An 18,890-nucleotide genomic window follows, 5' to 3' on the forward strand; every position below is an offset into this window, starting at 1 on the left:
CGCCCCCGCGCCCTGCTGCGTTGATCATGAACTTAGGGGCGTGTTCGACGGCGTGTCGCTCCCCTAACTTCATGATCGACAAGGTTCGGGGCGTGGCGGGGGATACGGGAGGTGGAGGGGGGCGTGGGGTGCGGCGGCCTCGGGGTTAGGGTTGCGCGCATGCCTGCTGTGCTGTCCACCGTGACGACGATCGTCGCCCTGCTGCTGGCCGCTCTCGCGCTGCTCGCGGCGGCGCGCAACCGCGCGCCGGACCGGGTGCAGTTCATCGGGACGATCGTGGTCAGCGTCGCGGCCGTCGTGCTGGTCGGGGCGGCCGTCGTGAGCTGGATCGGCGGGCATACGCCGGTGGAGATCACCACCTTCCTCGGGTATGCCCTGACGATGCTGCTGCTGCCCGCGGGCGCGTGGATCGTGGGCCGGATGGAGCCGACCCGGTTCGGCAGCCTGATCGTCGGGGTGGCCGCGCTCATCGTGCCGGTGCTGGTGCTGCGCATCGGGCAGGTGTTCGGTGCCTAGGCCAGTGAACACGGGGCTGGGCCGGGTGCTGGTCTTCGTGTACGGCCTGTTCGCCGTTGCGGCCACCTGCCGCGCGGGTGTGCAGATCATCCTCAAGTTCGGCGAGGCACCGGTCTCGTACCTGCTCAGCGCCCTGGCGGCGGTGCTCTACATCGTGGCCACGGTGGGCCTGGTGCGCGGCGACGCCGGTGGGCGGCGGCTGGCCCAGGCCTGCTTCGCCGTCGAGCTGATCGGCGTGCTCGCCGTCGGCACGCTCAGCGTGCTCCAGCCGCAGGACTTCCCCGACGCCACCGTCTGGTCCGGCTTCGGCGAGGGGTACGGCTACCTGCCGCTCGTGCTGCCCGTGCTGGGCCTGATCTGGCTGCGCCGCCGGGAACCCGCCTCAGCCTGACCGCCCAGGGCAACCCCGCCCCGCTGATCGGGTACCCAACCAAGATCGTGTTGATCTTGCGTGAACTGTGATGACTTCGCCCGGAATGGGCATGTCGTACCCGCAGTTCACGCAAGATCGGCGCCGGTGGGTCGGGTCAGGGGTTGAGGGTGGTGTGGGTCCAGGAGCGCCACTTGAGGTACTTGGGGCCGGGCTTGCCCATGTAGCTCCACGGGTGGCGGGTGACGAGGGTGTCGCCGATGCGGGTGAAGCAGTACTCCGCCTCGGTGAGCCGGTCGGACATGGACAGTGCCATGGCGAACGTGTTCCACAGGCGCGGGGTCTCGGGGTCGGGGCGGAAGTCCGGGTGGAGGATCGAGGCGTGGGCGGCCGCGGCGATCTCGTCGCCGATGCCGGCGCCCTCCATGTAGTCGTAGTCGCGGTCGTTGTCGAGCCACTCCTCCAGGTAGGCGGCGGCGACCAGGCCGGGCAGGGCGGTGCCGGGGTGGGCGGCGGCCTTCTCCCGGGCGAACGCGAACATCAGCTCCGAGCTGCCGTGCCACTTGCGGCACAGCGCCTGCAGCATCGCCCAGTGGGCGTCGGTGTGGACCGGGTCGACCGCGATCACGGCCTCGTATCGCCGGGTGAGCTCGTCCAGGCCCTTGGAGCGGGCGTTGGCCAGGGTGAGCAGGCCCGCGAGCGCCTCCACGTTCTTCGGGTCCCGGTCGACGACCTCGTCCAGGCAGTTCTCGGCCAGCGTCAGCCGCTGGCGGGTCACCTTCCAGGCCTCCTCCGAGACCGTGTTCGCGTAGCCGCTGCCCCGCGCCTCCCAGGCCCAGCTGATCGCCATGAGGCCCTTCACCAGTAGCGGCAGGACCGGATCGGGGTCGGTGCGGATCGCGTCGTCGATCCACTCCGGCAGGCCCTGCTTGGAGGAGGCGATGCCGACGTAGAACCCGTACGCCGCCGGGTCGGCGTTGTCGATGATCGCGCGGGCGGCCGGCCAGTCACGCTCGCCCAGCAACCGGCTCAGCCGACGGGCCTCGGCGTCGCCGAGGAAGGGGTCGAACACGATCTCGGGCTGGTCGTCTTCGGCGACGGCGACGGTCTTCTTGCGGAACGGCCACATGGCGCCACACCGTATCGGCTCCGCCCGCACCCCGCTGACCGCCGAAGATCCAATCGATCTTGCACGAACGGTTGACCTTACGCCCGGAAAGAGCGTGTCGTACCCACAGTTCGTGCAAGATCGCCGCGGGAGAGGGGTGGGGCGGGGTCAGCGGATCGCGCGGAGGAACTTCTCGGTCACGGGGACTGCGGTTTCGCTGGGCTTGACGCCGTTCTCGACGAAGACGGCGAAGGCGATGTCGCCCTGCCAGCCGATGAACCAGGCGTGGGTGTGCGCGGGGTTGTCGTCGTACTCGGCGGTGCCGGTCTTGCCGGAGACGGGGCCGCCGGGGACGTCCTTGAGGGCGGTGGCGGTGCCGACGGTGACGACCTCGCGCATCATCGCGCGCAGCGGGTCGAGGGTGGTCTGCTTGAGGGCGGGGCCGTCGGGGGCGGCCTTGGCGGGAGCGGGGTCGAGCAGCAGGACGGGCTGCTTCCACTGGCCGCGGGCGACGGCGGCGGCGACGCCGGCCATGGCGACGGGGCTGACGATGGTCTGGCCCTGGCCGAAGACGGCCGCGGCCAGCTCGGTGGGGCTGCCGCCGGCCGACACCCGGCCGGTGAAGGCGGGGTAGCCGAGGTCCCAGGTCTGGCCGAGGCCCAGCGCGCTGCCCGCGGCGGCCAGCCCTTCGGGGCCGAGCTGCGGGGCCAGCGAGGCGAACGCGGTGTTGCAGGACTTGGCGAAGTCGGTGTGGAACGGGACGCTGCCCAGCTCCATGAAGTTCGAGTTCTTGAACTGGCGGCCGTCCACGGTGAAGAACTTCGGGCACGGCACGATCTGGTTCGCGGTCACCTTGCCCGCGTCGAGCAGCCCGTACGCCGAGACGGCCTTGAAGGTGGAGCCCGGCGGGACCTGCGCGGTGAAGGCCAGGTTGTCGTCGCCGCTGTTGGCGACGGCGAGCAGCGCGCCGTCGCTGATCCGGATCGCGACCATCGCACTGCGCTGCTTGACCGAGCCGAGCGCCTTCTCGGCGGCGAGCTGGACGGCCGGGTCGAGGGTGGTCTTGAGCGCCTCGCCGGCCTTGGCCTCGATGGTGTAGAGCGGGGTGTCCTGGCGGGTGCCGTCGGCCGCCTTGCGGGTCGACACGACGCTCAGCCCCGGGGCGCCGCGCAGCCGGTCGTCGTAGGCGCGCTGGAGGCCGCCCAGCCCGGCCTGGTCGCCGACGGCGTACACGCCGGGCTTGCTGTCCATGATCTCCTTGGTGACCGGGCCGACCGTGCCCAGCACCGCGCGGGCGAAGGTGCGGCTCGGTGCGAGCAGCCACTGCTCGTCGCGGGTCACCGTGCCGGGCAGGGCGGTGAACTCGGCCTCGATCGGCGAGTACGCCTCCAGGCGCAGGGTGATGATCTCGACGAAGGCGTCCGGCTTGGCGGCCTTGACCCGGGCGGCCAGGTCGCTCGTGCCGGCATCGATCTTGGCGGTCTTGAAGAGCGCGGCCAGATCGGTGACCAGCTTGTCCAGGTCGGTGACGTCGCGCGGCTGCACGCCGATCACCTTCACCGGCCGCGGCTTGACGATCTCGTCGCCCTTGCCGTCCAGCACCCCGGCCCGCGCCGCGGACTTGCGGCGCACCTCCAGCTCGTCACCCTTGGTCAGCTTCGGGTGCACCACGGCCGGCTCCCAGATGACCTGCCAGCCGTCCTTGCCCTTGGTCATCCGGATGCTCGTCGTGTACTCCCAGGTGACCTTGTCGGTGACCGGCTGCGACACGGCGACGTCGGCGAAGGCCAGGGCGTTCTCCACCCGCGGGCTCTGCTTGGTGAGCGCCGGCGGCTTGTCCTTGAACGTGCCCTCCAGCGCCTTCAGCTCGGTGGCCACGGCGGCGGCGTCCACCCGCTCGCCGGAGGCGCGCACGAAGCTCACGTCGGTGAAGGAGCCGGACTTCCAGCCCGCCAGGAAGGCGTCGAGCATCGGCTCCGGGCCGTCGTCCTTCGAGCAGGCGGCGAGTGCCGGGAACAGCAGCGAGGCCGCCACCAGGGAGAGGACAATCTTGGGACGGCGTACGTTCGCGCGCAGAGCCATGCGGGCATTGTGCCGTAAGGAGCCCTGCCCGTGGGAACCCGTGCTGTCCGACAGCGGACTGCCCGGCGCGGTGTCGGTGGCCCCCGAACGCGTGCCTGGCGGCAGGTGCTGGCTAGGCTGGGGTTGACGACGGGACGGCCCCTGCAACGGCCCGTCCCACCAACGACCCACAGCGTGGTGGGCGAAGGGGAGTGCTTTCTCATGGAGTCTGGCGGCCGAGTCGACGGCGGTGCCTCCGCTGATGTCGAAGCCGGGGCGAGCGGTGACACCATCCGGGTCGAGGGGCGGCCGCACGCGCGGCCGGACGACCTCGACGACAGCGAGCTCGACGAGCCGCTGCCCAACGGCGAGCGCCTGATCGCGGCCGCGGTCGCGCTGGCCGCCGGGGGCAGCCCCGACACACCGAGCCTGGCTGACGACCGGCTGGCCGAGGCCCAGCTCGTGCAGCGCTACTGGCGCTTCGCCCCCGACGAGGAGCTGGTCGACCTGACCCCCGCCCGCCTGGTCGAGGCGGCCCGCGCCCACCGTGAGCTGGCGCAGCAGCGCAAGCCGGGCGAGCTGAGGCTGCGCCTGTCCCAGTCGGAGCAACCGCGCCACACCGTCGTGGAAGTGGTCACCGACGACATGCCGTTCCTGGTGGACTCCGTCACGGCGGCGCTGTCCGCGCGCAAGGACGTGCAGCTGCTGGTACACCCGGTGATGGTGGTGCGCCGCGACGACGCGGGCACGCTGACCGAGGTCTGCGCCGACGTGGAGCCCGACGACGCGATCCCCGGCGACCTGATCGAGAGCTGGATGCGCATCGAGGTCGGCGCCATCCGGGACGAGTCTGAGCTGGCACACCTGCGCGCCGACCTGGAGCGGGTGCTGGGCGACGTACGCAAGGCGGTCGAGGACTGGCCGCGCATGCGGGCCCAGGCGCTGGCGCTGGCCGACGAGATCTCCGGCGCCGAGCTGCCCGTGCCGGACCGCGACATCACCGACTCGGTGGAGCTGCTGCGGTGGCTGTCCGACCACCACTTCACCTTCCTCGGCTACCGCGAGTACGAGCTGGTCCATGTGCCCGGCGACGGCACCGACCTGATGCGGGCCGTGCCCGGCACGGGCCTGGGCATCCTGCGCGACGACGAGGGCTCCACCGTCCGCGCGCTGGCGTCGATGACGCCGGAGGCGCAGCACAAGGCGCTGGAGAAGCGCCTGCTGATCATCACGAAGGCGAACTCGCGGGCCACCGTGCACCGCTCCGCCTACCTGGACTACATCGGGTTCAAGACGTTCGACGCGGACGGCAACGTCGACGGGGAGCGGCGCTTCCTGGGCCTGTTCTCATCGGCGGCGTACCGCACCAGCGTGCGCGACCTGCCGGTGATCCGCCGCAAGGTGGACAGCGTGCTGGAGCGCTCCGGCCTGTCCGCGCGCAGCCACTCCGGCAAGGACCTCGTGGAGATCCTGGAGACCTACCCGCGCGACGAGCTGTTCCAGATCACCACCGAGGACCTCTACCACGCGGTCACCGGCGTGCTGCGTATGGCGGGCCGCCGCCAGCTGCGGCTGTTCCTGCGCCGCGACGGCTACGGCCGGTTCATCTCCTGCCTGATCTACCTGCCGCGGGACCGGTTCACCACCGCGCACCGGCTGGCCATGCAGGACATCCTGCTGCGCGAGCTGAACGGCGTCGGCGTCGACTACACCACCCGGGTGAGCGAGTCGAACCTGGCCCGCATCCACTTCATCGTGCGCACCGACCCGAACGACCCGCCCGGCGACGTGGACGTCGACGCGCTGGCCGAGATGCTCGGCGACGCCACCCGCAACTGGGACGACGACTTCCGGCTGGTGCTGGAGCGCAAGGTCGGCGACGAGCAGGCCCGGCTGCTGGCCACCCGCTACGTCGACGCGCTGCCGGAGACCTACAAGGACGGGCACCTGCCCTACGAGGCCGCGCAGGACCTGGCCAAGCTGGAGCTGCTGGAGGAGCCGGGCCAGCTGGAGATGCACCTGTTCCGGCGCAAGTTCACCGCGGGCGCGGGCAGCACGGTGGAGGCCACCACGCCCGGCAACGACGTGCGCTTCAAGGTGTACCGGCACGGCGAGCCGATGCTGCTGTCGGCGGTGCTGCCGGTGCTGCACTCGCTGGGCGTGCGGGTCACCGACGAGCGGCCGTACGAGGTGCGCCGCCCCGACGCGACCGTGTTCGTGTACGACTTCGGCCTGCAGCTGCCCGCCGGCGCGCGGGACCTGGCCGAGGTGCGCGCGCACGTGGAGAACGCCTTCGCCGCCGCGTGGCGGCACGAGGCGGAGGTCGACGGCTTCAACGAGCTGGTGCTGCGGGCCGGCCTGACCTGGCGCCAGGTCGTCATCCTGCGCGCGTACGCCAAGTACCTGCGCCAGGCGGGCACCGTCTTCTCGCAGGAGTCGATGGAGTCGACCTTCACGGCGTACCCGCAGATCGCGGCGATGCTGGTGGCGCTGTTCGAGACCCGGTTCAACCCCGGCCTGCACCTGTCCGACGCCGAGCGGGGCAGCCAGGCCAAGGAGCTGATCTCGGCGATCGGCCGCCAGCTGGAGCAGGTGGCGAGCCTGGACCAGGACCGCATCCTGCGCAACTACCTGACGCTGATGCAGGCGACGCTGCGCACCTCCTTCTTCCAGAAGGCGGCCGACGGGCGGCCCAAGTCGTACATCGCGTTCAAGCTCGACCCGCAGGCCATCCCGGATCTGCCCGCGCCCCGGCCCAAGTTCGAGATCTTCGTGTACTCGCCCCGCTTCGAGGGCGTGCACCTGCGCTTCGGCGCGGTGGCGCGCGGCGGCCTGCGCTGGTCGGACCGGCGCGACGACTTCCGCACCGAGATCCTGGGCCTGGTCAAGGCGCAGATGGTCAAGAACGCGGTGATCGTGCCGGTGGGCGCCAAGGGCGGCTTCGTGCTCAAGCAGGCGCCGTCCCCGGCCGACCGGGACGCGTACCAGGCCGAGGGCGTGGCCTGCTACCGCCGGTTCATCTCGGCGCTGCTGGACATCACCGACAACCTCGACGCGGGCAAGGTCGTGCCGCCCCTGGACGTGGTGCGCCACGACGGTGACGACCCGTACCTGGTGGTCGCCGCGGACAAGGGCACCGCGACGTTCTCCGACATCGCCAACGAGATCTCCGCTTCGTACGGGTTCTGGCTGGGCGACGCGTTCGCCTCGGGCGGCTCGGCCGGCTACGACCACAAGAAGATGGGCATCACCGCCCGCGGCGCGTGGGAGTCGGTCAAGCGGCACTTCCGCGACCTGGGCCACGACACCCAGACGCAGGACTTCACCGTGGTCGGCGTCGGCGACATGTCCGGCGACGTGTTCGGCAACGGCATGCTGCTCAGCGAGCACATCCGCCTCGTCGCCGCGTTCGACCACCGGCACGTGTTCCTCGACCCGAACCCGGACGCGGCGGCCTCCTACGCCGAGCGGCGGCGCATGTTCGACCTGCCGCGCAGCTCGTGGGCCGACTACGACACGTCGCTCATCTCGGAGGGCGGCGGGGTGTTCCCGCGTACCGCCAAGTCCATCGCGATCACCCCGCAGGTGCGCGCGGCCCTCGGGCTGGCCGACACGGTGACCGCGATGAGCCCGGCGGAGCTGATGAAGGCGATCCTGCTGGCCCCGGTCGACCTGCTGTGGAACGGCGGCATCGGCACCTACGTCAAGGCGACCACCGAGTCGCACGCCGAGGTGGGGGACAAGGCCAACGACGCCATCCGGGTCAACGGCGCGCACCTGCGCGCGCGTGTGGTCGGCGAGGGCGGCAACCTCGGTCTCACCCAGGCCGGGCGCATCGAGTACGCGCGCCGCGGCGCGCAGGGCCACGGCGGCCGGATCTTCACCGACTTCATCGACAACTCGGCCGGGGTGGACTGCTCCGACCACGAGGTCAACATCAAGATCCTGCTCGGCGCGGACCCGGACCTGACCCTCCAGGCCCGCAACGAGCTGCTGGCCAGCATGACCGACGAGGTCGCCGAGCTGGTGCTGCGGGACAACTACGGCCAGGCCACCACGCTCGGCAACGCCCGCGCGCAGACCCTGTCGCTGCTGCCCGTGCACCGCCGGCTCATCACCGAGCTGGAGCGGGCCGGCAAGCTCGACCGGGCACTGGAGGGCCTGCCCACCGACGAGGAGCTGGCCGCCCGCGGCGAGAACGGCGAGGGCCTGTCCACGCCCGAGTTCGCGGTGCTGATGGCGTACGTGAAGATCGTGCTGGAGGAGGAGATCGTCCAGTCCGACCTGCCCGACGAGGCGTGGACGGCGCAGACGATGGCCGACTACTTCCCGACGCCGCTGCGCGGGATGACCCAGCAGATGGCCGAGCACCGGCTGCGCCGCGACATCGTCACCACGGTGCTGGTCAACGAGACCGTCAACCGGGGCGGCATCACCTTCATCCACCGCGCGGTGGAGGAGACCGGCGCTCCCGCCGCCGAGGTGCTGCGCGCCTTCGAGATCGTCTGGGAGGTCTTCGACCTGCCCGCGCTGTGGGCCGCCGTCGAGGCGACCGACAACGTGGTGCCGACCGCCGCCCAGACCGCCGTCTACCTCAAGGCCCGGCGGCTCATGGACCGCGCGGTGCGCTGGCTCATCCAGAACCGGCGCGCCCCACTGGACGTGCCCGGCGAGATCGCGAAGCTCAGGCCCGGCGTGGCCGACCTGATGCCGCGGATGAAGGACATGTTCGTCGGCGCCGAGCGGGCCGGCATCGCCGAGCACGAGGCCGAGCTGACCGCCCTGGGCGCACCCCGGGACCTGGCCGAGCGGGGCGCCCGCACGCTCTACAGCTTCGGCCTGCTCGACGTCGTCGAGGTCGCCACGGCCACCGGCCGCGACCTCGACGAGGTGGCCGGCGTCTACTTCGTCCTCTCCGAGCGCTTCCGCATCGACGACCTGCTCACCAAGATCTCGATGCTCCCGCGCGACGACCGCTGGCAGACCCTGGCGAGAATGGCCCTGCGCTACGACCTCTACGCCGCCCTGGCTGCCCTCACCGCCGAAGTCCTCGCCGCCGCCCCCTCGGGCACCGCCGAGCAACGCGTCGTCCAGTGGGAGCAGCACAACGCCAACGCCATCGCCCAGGCGAGAAAGTCCATCGCCGAACTCGACGGCGCCAAGGCCGACCTGGCCCCCCTGTCGGTCCTGCTCCGCCAGATCCGCACCCTGGTCCGCACCGCCGCCGCAGCCTGACCCCAACCCTCCCGCGTCGATCTTGCGCGAACTGTGGGGACGACACGCCCCTTCCGGGCATATCCCTAACAGTTCGCGCAAGATCGACGCGATCTTGGCCGGGCCGGGCCGGGGCCGGGTGGGTTACGCGACGAGGCCGAGGACCTCGGCGGCGGCGCGGCCGTTGGCGTGGGAAGCGCCGTAGGTCGTGACGAAGGCCTTGACGCCGTTCGGGCGCCAGCCGGCGGGCCAGCCCATCTCCACGACCGCGAGGGGGTGTACGGCGGCGAGCTGCTCGGCCAGCGAGCGGGCTGCCGCGTTGCGGTGGGTGTGGCGGCCGACCAGCACGATCGGGCGTCCGGCGGCGGCGTCGATCAGGGCGTTCGCGCTGGTCTCGTCGGCCGCGACGGCCAGCTGCGGGGTGCCGTCCAGGTGCGGGGACAGGCCCCATGGCACGGCGCCCTCGGCGATGGTGTGCCCGGCCCGCAGCTGCACCACGAACGGGTGCTCGAACCCGGACAGGCTGCCCTCGACGCTCACCGCCCGGCGCGCGGCGTCGTACCCGAGGCGCGGGCTCAGCTCGACGTCCTCGATGCCGTGGGTCCACGCGGCCAGCGCCTCGTTACGGGCGACGGCCTGCTCCACGCGGGCGAGGGAGAGGCTGCCGTCGGCCAGCGCGCCCGCGATCGCCGCGGCGGCCTCCTCGACGATCTCCAGCTCGATGTCGGCGCCCAGGCAGAGCAGGTCGGCCCCGGCGCGCAGGGCGCGGACCGCGGCCGGGCCGATGCCGCCCGCGCTGCGCGAGGCGCCCTTCATCTCCAGCGCGTCGGTGACGACCGTGCCGGTGAAGCCGTACTCGCCGCGCAGCACGTCGACGAGCAGCGCCTCGGTGAAGGTGGCCGGGTCGTCGCCGGTGATCGCGGGCACCCGGATGTGCGCCGTCATGATGGCCTTGGTGCCGGCCGCGATCACGGCCGCGAACGGGGGCAGCTCGCGGTCGCGCAGCAGCTGCGGCGTCACGTCGACGGTGGGCAGCTCCAGATGGGAGTCGGCGACGGTGGCGCCGTGGCCGGGGAAGTGCTTGGCGCAGGCGGCCACGCCGGCCTGCTGCAGGCCGACCACGGCCGCGGCGGCGTGCGCGGCCACCCGGACCGGGTCGGCGCCGAACGAGCGGGTGCCGATGACGGGGTTGTCGGTGGCGGTGTTGACGTCCACGGTGGGGGCGAGGTCGAGGTTGATGCCCACGTCGGCCAGCTCGCGGCCGATCGCGTGGTACACCCGCCGGGTCAGGTCCAGGTCGCCGATCGCGCCCAGCGCCGCGTTGCCCGGGTACGGGCTGCCCGTGCGGTGGGCGAGCCGGGTGACGTCGCCGCCCTCCTCGTCGATGGCGATGATCGCGTCGCGCCGGGCGGCCCGCAGCTGCGCGGTCAGCGTGGCGACCTGCGCGGTGTCGGCGATGTTGAACCCGAACAGCGTGTATCCCGCCAGGCCCTCGCCCAGCAGCTGCTCGGCCCAGCCGGGCGCGGTGTGGCCGGGGAAGGCGGCCAGCAGCGTACGCAGGGCCAGCCTGCGCAGTCCGGGATCAGTGCTCACGGTGTCCTCCCCCTCGGCGCCGGGCGGCGCCGACATGGTGATGGGCCCTTCGGCCAGTGTGTCGGGTCTTGCCATCCATAGTGGTTTTGTGCGCGTAGGCCGTAGGCTACGGCCGTACTGTTCGACCAGAGCAATCTAATAAGAAACTTTACTAAAAACCAGCGCGCGCCGGAACCCGGTTGTGCGGATGTCGAGCTCTAGGATGACGCACCATGGCCGCAGTTTCCCAACCCGGCACGCCTCGGCTGCTCCGCGCGCTGAACGACCGGGCCGCGCTCGAACTCCTGCTCGCCCGGGGCCCGCTCACCCGCTCCCAGCTCGGCGAGCTGACCGGCCTGTCCAAGGTCACCGCCTCGCAGCTGGTCGAGCGGCTGGAGGAGCGCGGCCTGGTGCGCCGGGTAGGTGAGCAGGCGGGCGGCCGCGGGCCCAACGCGCAGCTCTACAACGTCGCGCCCAACAGCGCGTACGTGGTCGGCGTCGAGGTCGGCGCGGAGCACGTCATCGCCGCCTGCGCCGACATCACCGGGGCCGTGGTGGGCCGGGTCGAGGTGTCCACCACGCCCGACCTCAACGGCGGCGGCGACGACCCGGTCCGCGTCGTGCACAACGCCGTGGTCCAGGCCGTCGAGCAGGCCGGCGCCGACCTGCGCGACGTACGCCGCATCGTGCTCGGCACGCCCGGCCTGGTCGACCCGAGCACCGGCGACATCGTGTTCGCGTTCAACCTGCCCCGCTGGCAGCGCGGCCTGGCCGCCGCCCTGCGCGACGACCTGCACACCACCATCCTGTTCGAGAACGACGTGAACCTGGCCGCCGTCGCCGAGGCGCACGCCGGCGCCGCCCGCGAGGTGGGCGACTTCCTGCTGGTCTGGATCGGGCAGGGCGTCGGCCTCGCGGTCATGCTCGGCGGCCGCCTGCACCGCGGCACCGCCGGGGCCGCCGGTGAGATCGGCTACCTGCCGGTGCCCGGCGCGGACATCCCGCGCGAGGTCAGCCGCCGCGGCAAGGGCGCGTTCCAGCAGGTCGCCGGGGCCGACGCGGTCCGCGCGGTGGCCCGCGACCACGGCTTCCGCGCCGCCAGCGCGGCCGAGGCGGTCAAGGCCGCCATCGCCGCGGGCACCAAGGGCGGCCCGGTGCTCGACGAGGTCGCCCGGCGGCTCGCGCTGGGCGTGGCCGCGTCCTGCATCGTGCTCGACCCGCCGCTGGTCGTGCTCGCGGGCGAGGTCGGCGCGGCGGGCGGCACGCCGCTGGCCGAGCGGGTGCAGCACGAGGTCGCCGCGATCAGCCCGGTGGCCCCGCGCGTCGTCGTCACCGGCGTCGCCGACGAGCCCGTCCTGCAGGGCGCCCTGCTCACCGCCCTCGACGCGGTCCGCGACGAGGTCTTCGGCTCCACCGTCGACTGACCCGTCCCGATCCGGCCCGCCGCGCCCGGTCAGCCGTGCGCGGCGTGGTCAGACCAGGTCGCGGCGGCGGAAGTTGGCGAAGGCCGCCGCGATCAGGGCGGCGGTCAGGCCGGCGACGACCAGGCCGCCGCTGAGCTGCGTGATGACCAGGTCGCCCGAGCCGTCGTAGCCCGACCAGTACTCCACGTCGCCGTTCACGAACGCGGACAGGTACGTGGACAGGAAGTACGGGTCGTACGGCAGCGCGCCGACGATCTCGAAGACGATGCGCGCGCCGGCCTCCCAGATGAGGAAGTACCCGACGACGATGCCGAGCGCGGCCGCGGTGTGCCGGGCCAGGGTGGCCAGCGCGAACGCGCACGCGGCCGCCGCGACGGACAGCGCGACGCCACGCAGGCACATGGTCACCAGCTCGCCCCAGAACGTCGCGGGCGTCTCGCCGACCCAGCCCGCGCCGCGCGCGATCAGGTAGAACGTGCCCACGTAGAGCACGGTGAACCCGGCGGCGAAGGTGGTGACGCAGGTCAGCACCGCGGCCAGCTTCGCGCCGAGCACGGCCGAGCGCTGCGGCCGCCACAGCAGCAGGTTGGTGATGCCGCCGCTGCTCAGCTCGGCACCGACGAACGAGGCGGCCAGCACGAACCCGAAGAAGCTGAGGTAGACGGCGAGGAAGACGGTCAGGCCGCGGATCTCGTGGGTGAACACGAAGACGCCCCAGAGGAAGTCCCCCGCCTTGATCTCGTTCGGGTCGCGGGTGCGGCAGTCCTCGGGGAACGCCGCCGCCTCCTCCGTGCCTCTGATCTTGGCCGTCTCGCAGTTGGCCTGCCACTGGATGAGGCTGTTGCGCTGGGAGGAGGCGGTGTCCTCGGCCGCGGCCCAGCTGCCCGCGTCGGGGGAGTGGGTGGAGGAGAGCACCGTCGCGACGGTGACGCCGAAGACGGCCACCAGCACGATCAGCATGATGTGGCTGAACCGGCGGGCCAGCAGGCGGCTCAGCTCGGCGCGGAACAGGTTCACACCGCCTCCTTCACGTCGAGGTCGATGACGCCGCCGTCCTGCGGGGCGCGTACGGCGGGCACGCCGATCTGCGGCGGGTCGGCCGGGTGCGGCCGGGTGCCGGTGAGGTCGAGGAACACGCTCTCCAGGTCGGGCGTGAGCGGGGTCAGCTCGGTGAGCCAGAGCCCGTCGCGGCCCAGCGTCTCGCTGATCGCGGCCGGGCCGGCCAGGCCGGACACGATGAGCGCGCCGTCGGCGTCGCGTACCGTCGCGCCCGCGGCCCGCAGCAGCGAGGCCGCGCGGGCGGGCTCGGCCACCCGGACCAGGTGCTCGCCGGTGTCGTGGCCGGCCAGGACCACGGAGACCGGGCCGTGCGCGACCCGGCGGCCCCGGTCGATGATGGTGACCGAGTCGCAGACCTGCTCGATCTCGGACAGCAGGTGGCTGGAGAGCAGCACGGTGACGCCGCTGGCGGCCAGGTCGCTCATGAGCGTGCGCATGGCGTGGATGCCGGAGGGGTCCAGCCCGTTCGCGGGCTCGTCCAGGATGAGCAGCTCCGGGTGCTTGAGCAGGGCGGACGCCACGGCCAGCCGCTGGCGCATGCCGAGGGAGTACGCCTTGACCGGCTCGTCGGCGCGGTCCCGCAGGCCCACCGTGGTCAGCACCTCGTCGACCCGGGTCATCGGGATGCCGCCCGCGGTGGCCAGCAGCCGCAGCGTCTTGCGCCCGGTGAACGGGCTGAAGAAGGCCGGGCTCTCCACGATCGCGCCGACCCGGTGCGCCACGTCCGCGAACCGGCTGCTCGGCACGCCGAGGATGGACATCTGCCCCGCGTCGGCGCGCAGCAGGCCGAGCAGCGTGCGCAGGGTGGTCGTCTTGCCCGAGCCGTTGGGGCCGAGGAAGCCGTGTACCTGGCCCTTCTCGACCAGCATGTCGAACCCGTCGAGCGCGGTCCGCTCGCCGCGCCGCATGGTGCGGAACGTCTTGTGCAGCCCGCTGATCTCGATCGCCGCGGTCACCGCGCCTCCCCGTCGGTCAGTGTCCGCCCAACCTATGCGATCCGGGCGGACGCGTGGGGGCCGCCGATCGCGCCGACTGTGATCTGGCTGGCAGGTCGCACCCGCGCGGGGGCGGCCGTGATTGGATAGCGGCGTGTCAGGACTGCACCGTGCCGCCCATACCGCCCACGAGGTCAACCAGGCCGTCGCGCCGGACGACCCCGACCTGGTGATCGCCGCCGAGGGCGTCAACGTCGTACGCGACGGCAAACACCTGCTGCGCGACGTCTCGTGGCGGGTGGAGCTGGACGAGCGCTGGGTGGTGCTCGGCCCCAACGGCGCCGGCAAGACCACGCTGCTGCACCTGGCCGCGGGCCGGGCGCACCCCACCAGCGGCACCGTGTACGTGCTCGGCGAGCGCATCGGCCGGGTCGACATGCAGGAGCTGCGCACCCGGATCGGCCTGTCCACGGCGGCGCTGGCCGAGCGGGTGCCCGCCGAGGAGCTGGTGCGCGACGTGGTGGTCACCGCGTCGTGGTCGGTGGTGGGCCGGTTCCGGGAGTCGTACGACGCGATGGACGAGGCCCGTGCCAAGGAGCTGCTGGAGGAGTGGGGCATGGCCGGCCTGGCCGAGCGCCGCTACGGCACCCTGTCCGAGGGCGAGCGCAAGCGCACCCAGATCGCCCGCGCCCTGATGACCGACCCGGAGCTGCTGCTGCTGGACGAGCCGGCCGCCGGGCTGGACCTGGGCGGCCGCGAGGACCTGGTGGCCCGGCTCTCCGAGCTGGCCGCCGACCCCGACGCGCCCGCGCTGGTGCTGGTCACCCACCACGTCGAGGAGATCCCGCCCAGCTTCACGCATGCGCTGCTGCTGCGCGAGGGCGGCATCGTCGCGGCCGGGCCCATCCCGCAGACGATCACCTCGGACAACCTGTCGGCCACGTTCGGCCTGCCGCTGGAGGTCACCGCGACGGAGGGCCGCTTCACCGCCCGCGCCCGCTGACTTCCACATTTCACCGAAGGTCGGCTGCCGAGGTTGCCGGGACCGGTCAGGATCGTAGGTATGCGCACGATCCTGAACATCCTGTGGTTCATCTTCGGCAGCGGATTCCTGCTGGCCCTGGCGTACGGCCTGGCCGGGATCATCTGCTTCCTCCTGATCGTGACGATCCCGTTCGGGGTGGCGTCGTTCCGGCTGGCCCGCTACGCGCTCTGGCCGTTCGGGTACACCATCGTGGAGAAGCCGAGCGCGGGCCTCGCCTCGACGCTGGCCAACGTGGTGTGGCTGATAGTGGCGGGCTGGTGGCTGGCGCTGGTGCACATCCTCGCGGGCATCGCGCTGTGCATCACGCTGATCGGCATCCCGTTCGGCATCGCCAACTTCAAGCTGGTGCCCGCGGCGCTGTGGCCGCTGGGCCGGGAGATCGTCGAGCGGCCCTGAGTCAGCGCGGCTGCTCCATGGCCCGCTGGATGGAGCGGTAGATGCGGCCGAAGCGCGACTCGTCGGTGACGCGCAGCAGGAGCACCTCGCGGCCGCGCCACACCGCCCAGATCTCGTGCATGGCGATGCCCTGGTCGTAGCTGTGGTCGAGCCGGTGCAGGGTCCATTCCAGCGCCGGCCCGGCCAGGCCCACCAGCACCACCACGACGGCCAGCGGCACCAGCACCTTGCCGGCCGCATCGGGATCGCCGACCGCGCCCGCGATCAGGTACACCACGCCGAGCAGCGCGAGCACCGCGCCGACCACGACCCCGGCATTCAGCGCGCCGCGCCCGGCGAGGCGGCGCATCGCGCGCGGGTCCGCCGTGATCTCGCGATGCCAGACGTATTCGAGATCGTCGAGGCGGAACACGCGGTCGTGGATGTGGATCGCGGTGGAGGTCACCTCCACCGCTGGATCGCGGTAATAGACGATCATCGCAGCCTCCGGCCCTCACGGTAGGCGATGGGCGCAAGCCGCATAAGCTCGTCATATCAGGCACTCGACGAGGAGGCAGCGTGGGCGAGTTCGTCAATGTGGAAGTGGACGGCGGCATCGGCACCATCCGGCTGGAACGGCCGCCCATGAACGCGCTCAACGTGCAGGTCCAGGAGGAGCTGCGGGCCGCCGCGCACGCGGTGACCGCCGACAGCCGGATCGCCGCCGTGGTCGTCTACGGCGGGCCGAAGGTCTTCGCGGCCGGTGCCGACATCAAGGAGATGGCGGACATGTCGTACGTGGACATGTCGGCCCGTGCCGGTGCGCTGAGCAGCGCCTTCGACGCCGTGGCGCGCATCCCCAAGCCGGTCGTCGCGGCCATCACCGGTTACGCCCTCGGCGGCGGCTGCGAGCTGGCGCTGGCCTGTGACTGGCGGGTCGTCGCCGACGACGCGAAGCTGGGCCAGCCCGAGATCAAGCTGGGCATCATCCCCGGCGCGGGCGGCACGCAGCGGCTGGCGCGGCTGGTCGGCCCGGCCAAGGCCAAGGACATCATCTTCTCCGGGCGCATGGTCGACGCCGCCGAGGCGCTGACGATCGGCCTGGCCGACCGGGTGTGCGCCGCCGACGTGGTGTACGACCAGGCCAAGGCGCTGGTCGCGGAGTACGTGAACGGCCCGGCGCAGGCGCTGCGCGCGGCCAAGCTGGCGATCGACGGCGGCCTGGACCAGGACCTGGCGTCCGGCCTGGCCTGGGAGTCGCAGCTGTTCGCGGCGCTGTTCGCGACCGAGGACCGGCGCGAGGGCATGACCGCGTTCGTGGAGCGGCGCAAGCCCAAGTTCATCGGCCGCTGAGGCAGGTGGCGGTATGACGGCTCGGGGCCCGGCGGCGGGCCGGGTCCCGAGTTTGTGAGTCCTCTTCATATTTCCGCGCGTGCTGGGTACGCTCCCCGCACACGAAGGGACAATGCGCATGGCTGAGACCTCTGACAACGTCGTCGCGGGGCACGGAGGTCAGCTCGCGCTGGCCGCACTGCGCGCCGCCGGGGTGACGGAGATGTTCACCCTCTCGGGTGGACACGTCTTCCCGCTCTACGACGCGGCACACCAGGACGGATTCCCGCTCTACGACGTGCGGCACGAGCAGACCGCGGTGTTCGCCGCCGAGGCGGTGGCCAAGCTGCAGCGCCGCCCCGGCGTCGCGGTGCTCACCGCCGGACCCGGCGTCACCAACGGCGTATCCGGCCTGACCAGCGCCTTCTTCAACGCGGCGCCGGTGCTGGTGCTCGGTGGCCGCGCCCCGCAGTTCCGCTGGGGCTCCGGCTCCCTGCAGGAGATCGACCACCTGCCGATCGTCGCCCCGATCACCAAGCACGCCGCCACCATCGGGTCGACCGACGACATCGCGGCCGCGGTCACCACCGCCCTGGAACACGCGCTGACCCCGCACCGCGGCCCGTCCTTCCTGGACCTGCCGCTGGAGGTCGTGTTCAGTACGGGCGAGAGCAAGGCCGTCGCCCCGCAGGTGCCGCTGCTGGAGCCCGACCCCGACGAGGTCGCGCGCGCCGTCCGGCTCATCGCCGGCGCCGAGCGCCCCGTCATCATCGCCGGGTCCGACGTGTACGGCGGGGACGCCACCGCGGCCCTGCGCGCCGCCGCCGAGGCGCTGGTCGTGCCCGTCTTCGCCAACGGCATGGGCCGCGGCTCGCTGCCGCCGAGCCACCCGCTCGCCTTCGCCAAGGCCCGCCGCAAGGCCCTCGACGCCGCCGACGTGGTCGTCGTGATCGGCACCCCGCTGGACTTCCGCCTCGGCTTCGGCGACTTCGGCTCCGCCCAGGTCGTGCACGTGGTCGACGCGCCCAGCCAGCGCGCCGCGCACGTCACCGTGGCCGCCTCGCCCGCGGGTGACCTGCGCACGATCCTGACCGCGTTCGCCGACCACACCGGCGACCGCGTCGACCACACCGGCTGGGTGGCCACGCTGCGCGCCGCCGAGCAGGCCCAGGCCGCCAAGCACGAGCTGGAGATGCAGGCCGACACCGAGCTGATCAAGCCGGCCCGGGTGTACGGCGAGCTGCGCAAGGTGCTCGCACCCGACGCGGTCACCATCGGCGACGGCGGCGACTTCGTCTCCTACGCCGGGCGCTACCTGGAGCCGTCCGTGCCCGGCAGCTGGCTCGACCCCGGCCCGTACGGCTGCCTCGGCACCGGCATGGGCTACGCCATGGGCGCCCGCGTCACCTACCCCGACCGCCAGATCTGCGTCCTGATGGGCGATGGCGCCGCCGGCTTCTCCCTGATGGACGTCGAGTCCCTGGTCCGCCAGAACCTGCCGGTCGTCATGATCGTCGGCAACAACGGCATCTGGGGCCTGGAGAAGCACCCCATGCGCGCCATGTACGGCTACGACGTAGCCGCCGACCTCCAGCCCGGCCTCCGCTACGACGACGTCGTCAAGGCCCTCGGCGGCGGCGGCGAAACCGTCACCACCGCCACCGACCTCCCCGCCGCCCTGACCCGCGCCTTCTCCGCCGGAGTCCCCTACCTCGTCAACGTCATCACCGACCCCACCGACGCCTACCCCCGCTCCGCCAACCTCGCATAACACCCCACCCCAGCCCACCGCCCTGTGATGCGTCGATCTTGCGTGAACTGTGGGGACGACACGCCCTAACCGGGCATATCCCTAACACTTCGCGCAAGATCGACGCAG

The 18,890-nt window shown here is 72.3% G+C and carries 14 protein-coding genes; 8 read left to right on the forward strand and 6 right to left on the reverse strand.

The window, feature by feature from the left end:
* The first annotated feature begins 159 nt into the window (after nucleotides 1-159).
* Both CS0771_RS11125 and CS0771_RS11130 read left to right on the forward strand, forming a co-directional pair.
* Nucleotides 160-516, forward strand: coding sequence for a hypothetical protein (locus CS0771_RS11125; RefSeq protein ID WP_212840909.1), 357 nt, complete (start codon nucleotides 160-162; stop codon nucleotides 514-516).
* Nucleotides 509-907, forward strand: a complete 399-nt coding sequence (locus CS0771_RS11130) for a hypothetical protein (RefSeq protein WP_212840910.1) — start codon at nucleotides 509-511, stop codon at nucleotides 905-907. The genes CS0771_RS11125 and CS0771_RS11130 overlap by 8 nt, the downstream gene beginning before the upstream one ends.
* Before the next feature lie 136 nt (nucleotides 908-1,043).
* On the opposite strand, the gene CS0771_RS11135 is transcribed toward CS0771_RS11130, so the two are convergent.
* Together CS0771_RS11135 and CS0771_RS11140 are read right to left on the reverse strand one after the other, a co-directional pair.
* Entirely contained in the window at nucleotides 1,044-2,015 is a 972-nt protein-coding gene (locus CS0771_RS11135; RefSeq protein ID WP_212840911.1) for a hypothetical protein, read from the reverse strand.
* Nucleotides 2,016-2,162: 147 nt separating this feature from the next.
* Complete coding sequence (locus CS0771_RS11140) at nucleotides 2,163-4,076, reverse strand: penicillin-binding transpeptidase domain-containing protein (protein ID WP_212840912.1); 1,914 nt, start codon at nucleotides 4,074-4,076, stop codon at nucleotides 2,163-2,165.
* 201 nt (nucleotides 4,077-4,277) lie between these two features.
* On the opposite strand from CS0771_RS11140, the gene CS0771_RS11145 reads away from it, so the two are divergent.
* Entirely contained in the window at nucleotides 4,278-9,290 is a 5,013-nt protein-coding gene (locus tag CS0771_RS11145) for an NAD-glutamate dehydrogenase (protein WP_212840913.1), read from the forward strand.
* A gap of 123 nt (nucleotides 9,291-9,413) precedes the next feature.
* Here the strand turns inward: CS0771_RS11145 and CS0771_RS11150 are convergent, their stop codons facing one another.
* On the reverse strand, nucleotides 9,414-10,862 hold the full coding sequence (locus CS0771_RS11150; protein ID WP_212840914.1) for a glycoside hydrolase family 3 protein: 1,449 nt from the start codon (nucleotides 10,860-10,862) through the stop codon (nucleotides 9,414-9,416).
* A gap of 212 nt (nucleotides 10,863-11,074) precedes the next feature.
* Here CS0771_RS11150 and CS0771_RS11155 point away from each other — a divergent pair, with 212 nt between their 5' ends.
* Nucleotides 11,075-12,265, forward strand: coding sequence for an ROK family transcriptional regulator (locus CS0771_RS11155; protein ID WP_203742503.1), 1,191 nt, complete (start codon nucleotides 11,075-11,077; stop codon nucleotides 12,263-12,265).
* Between the two features lie 48 nt (nucleotides 12,266-12,313).
* On the opposite strand, the gene CS0771_RS11160 is transcribed toward CS0771_RS11155, so the two are convergent.
* Together CS0771_RS11160 and CS0771_RS11165 are read right to left on the reverse strand one after the other, a co-directional pair.
* A complete protein-coding gene (locus CS0771_RS11160; protein ID WP_212840915.1) occupies nucleotides 12,314-13,282 on the reverse strand; it encodes an ABC transporter permease subunit in 969 nt (322 codons plus the stop codon).
* Nucleotides 13,279-14,280 (reverse strand): ATP-binding cassette domain-containing protein, encoded by a 1,002-nt coding sequence (locus tag CS0771_RS11165; protein WP_212840916.1) that lies wholly within the window; start codon nucleotides 14,278-14,280, stop codon nucleotides 13,279-13,281. Before CS0771_RS11165 ends, CS0771_RS11160 begins: the two co-directional genes overlap by 4 nt.
* 142 nt (nucleotides 14,281-14,422) lie before the next feature.
* Between CS0771_RS11165 and CS0771_RS11170 the strand changes: the two genes are divergently transcribed.
* Nucleotides 14,423-15,262: an ABC transporter ATP-binding protein gene (locus CS0771_RS11170; RefSeq protein ID WP_212845769.1), complete on the forward strand. Its 840-nt coding sequence runs from the start codon at nucleotides 14,423-14,425 to the stop codon at nucleotides 15,260-15,262.
* 60 nt (nucleotides 15,263-15,322) lie between these two features.
* Nucleotides 15,323-15,700, forward strand: coding sequence for a YccF domain-containing protein (locus CS0771_RS11175; protein ID WP_212840917.1), 378 nt, complete (start codon nucleotides 15,323-15,325; stop codon nucleotides 15,698-15,700).
* Nucleotide 15,701: 1 nt separating this feature from the next.
* On the opposite strand, the gene CS0771_RS11180 is transcribed toward CS0771_RS11175, so the two are convergent.
* Nucleotides 15,702-16,178: a DUF6232 family protein gene (locus CS0771_RS11180; RefSeq protein ID WP_212840918.1), complete on the reverse strand. Its 477-nt coding sequence runs from the start codon at nucleotides 16,176-16,178 to the stop codon at nucleotides 15,702-15,704.
* 80 nt (nucleotides 16,179-16,258) lie between these two features.
* Between CS0771_RS11180 and CS0771_RS11185 the strand changes: the two genes are divergently transcribed.
* Both CS0771_RS11185 and CS0771_RS11190 read left to right on the forward strand, forming a co-directional pair.
* Nucleotides 16,259-17,032 (forward strand): enoyl-CoA hydratase-related protein, encoded by a 774-nt coding sequence (locus CS0771_RS11185; protein WP_203742486.1) that lies wholly within the window; start codon nucleotides 16,259-16,261, stop codon nucleotides 17,030-17,032.
* A gap of 118 nt (nucleotides 17,033-17,150) precedes the next feature.
* On the forward strand, nucleotides 17,151-18,782 hold the full coding sequence (locus CS0771_RS11190; protein WP_212840919.1) for an acetolactate synthase: 1,632 nt from the start codon (nucleotides 17,151-17,153) through the stop codon (nucleotides 18,780-18,782).
* Nucleotides 18,783-18,890 lie beyond the last annotated feature (108 nt).

Source organism: Catellatospora sp. IY07-71 (assembly GCF_018326265.1).
Taxonomy (GTDB): domain Bacteria; phylum Actinomycetota; class Actinomycetes; order Mycobacteriales; family Micromonosporaceae; genus Catellatospora.

Coding starts and splice junctions, on each gene's coding strand:
- CS0771_RS11175 (WP_212840917.1), top strand. CDS start 15,323: ATGCGCACGATCCTGAACATCCTGTGGTTCATCTTCGGCAGCGGATTC.
- CS0771_RS11155 (WP_203742503.1), top strand. CDS start 11,075: ATGGCCGCAGTTTCCCAACCCGGCACGCCTCGGCTGCTCCGCGCGCTG.
- CS0771_RS11135 (WP_212840911.1), bottom strand. CDS start 2,015: ATGTGGCCGTTCCGCAAGAAGACCGTCGCCGTCGCCGAAGACGACCAG.
- CS0771_RS11190 (WP_212840919.1), top strand. CDS start 17,151: ATGGCTGAGACCTCTGACAACGTCGTCGCGGGGCACGGAGGTCAGCTC.
- CS0771_RS11180 (WP_212840918.1), bottom strand. CDS start 16,178: ATGATCGTCTATTACCGCGATCCAGCGGTGGAGGTGACCTCCACCGCG.
- CS0771_RS11145 (WP_212840913.1), top strand. CDS start 4,278: ATGGAGTCTGGCGGCCGAGTCGACGGCGGTGCCTCCGCTGATGTCGAA.
- CS0771_RS11125 (WP_212840909.1), top strand. CDS start 160: ATGCCTGCTGTGCTGTCCACCGTGACGACGATCGTCGCCCTGCTGCTG.
- CS0771_RS11140 (WP_212840912.1), bottom strand. CDS start 4,076: ATGGCTCTGCGCGCGAACGTACGCCGTCCCAAGATTGTCCTCTCCCTG.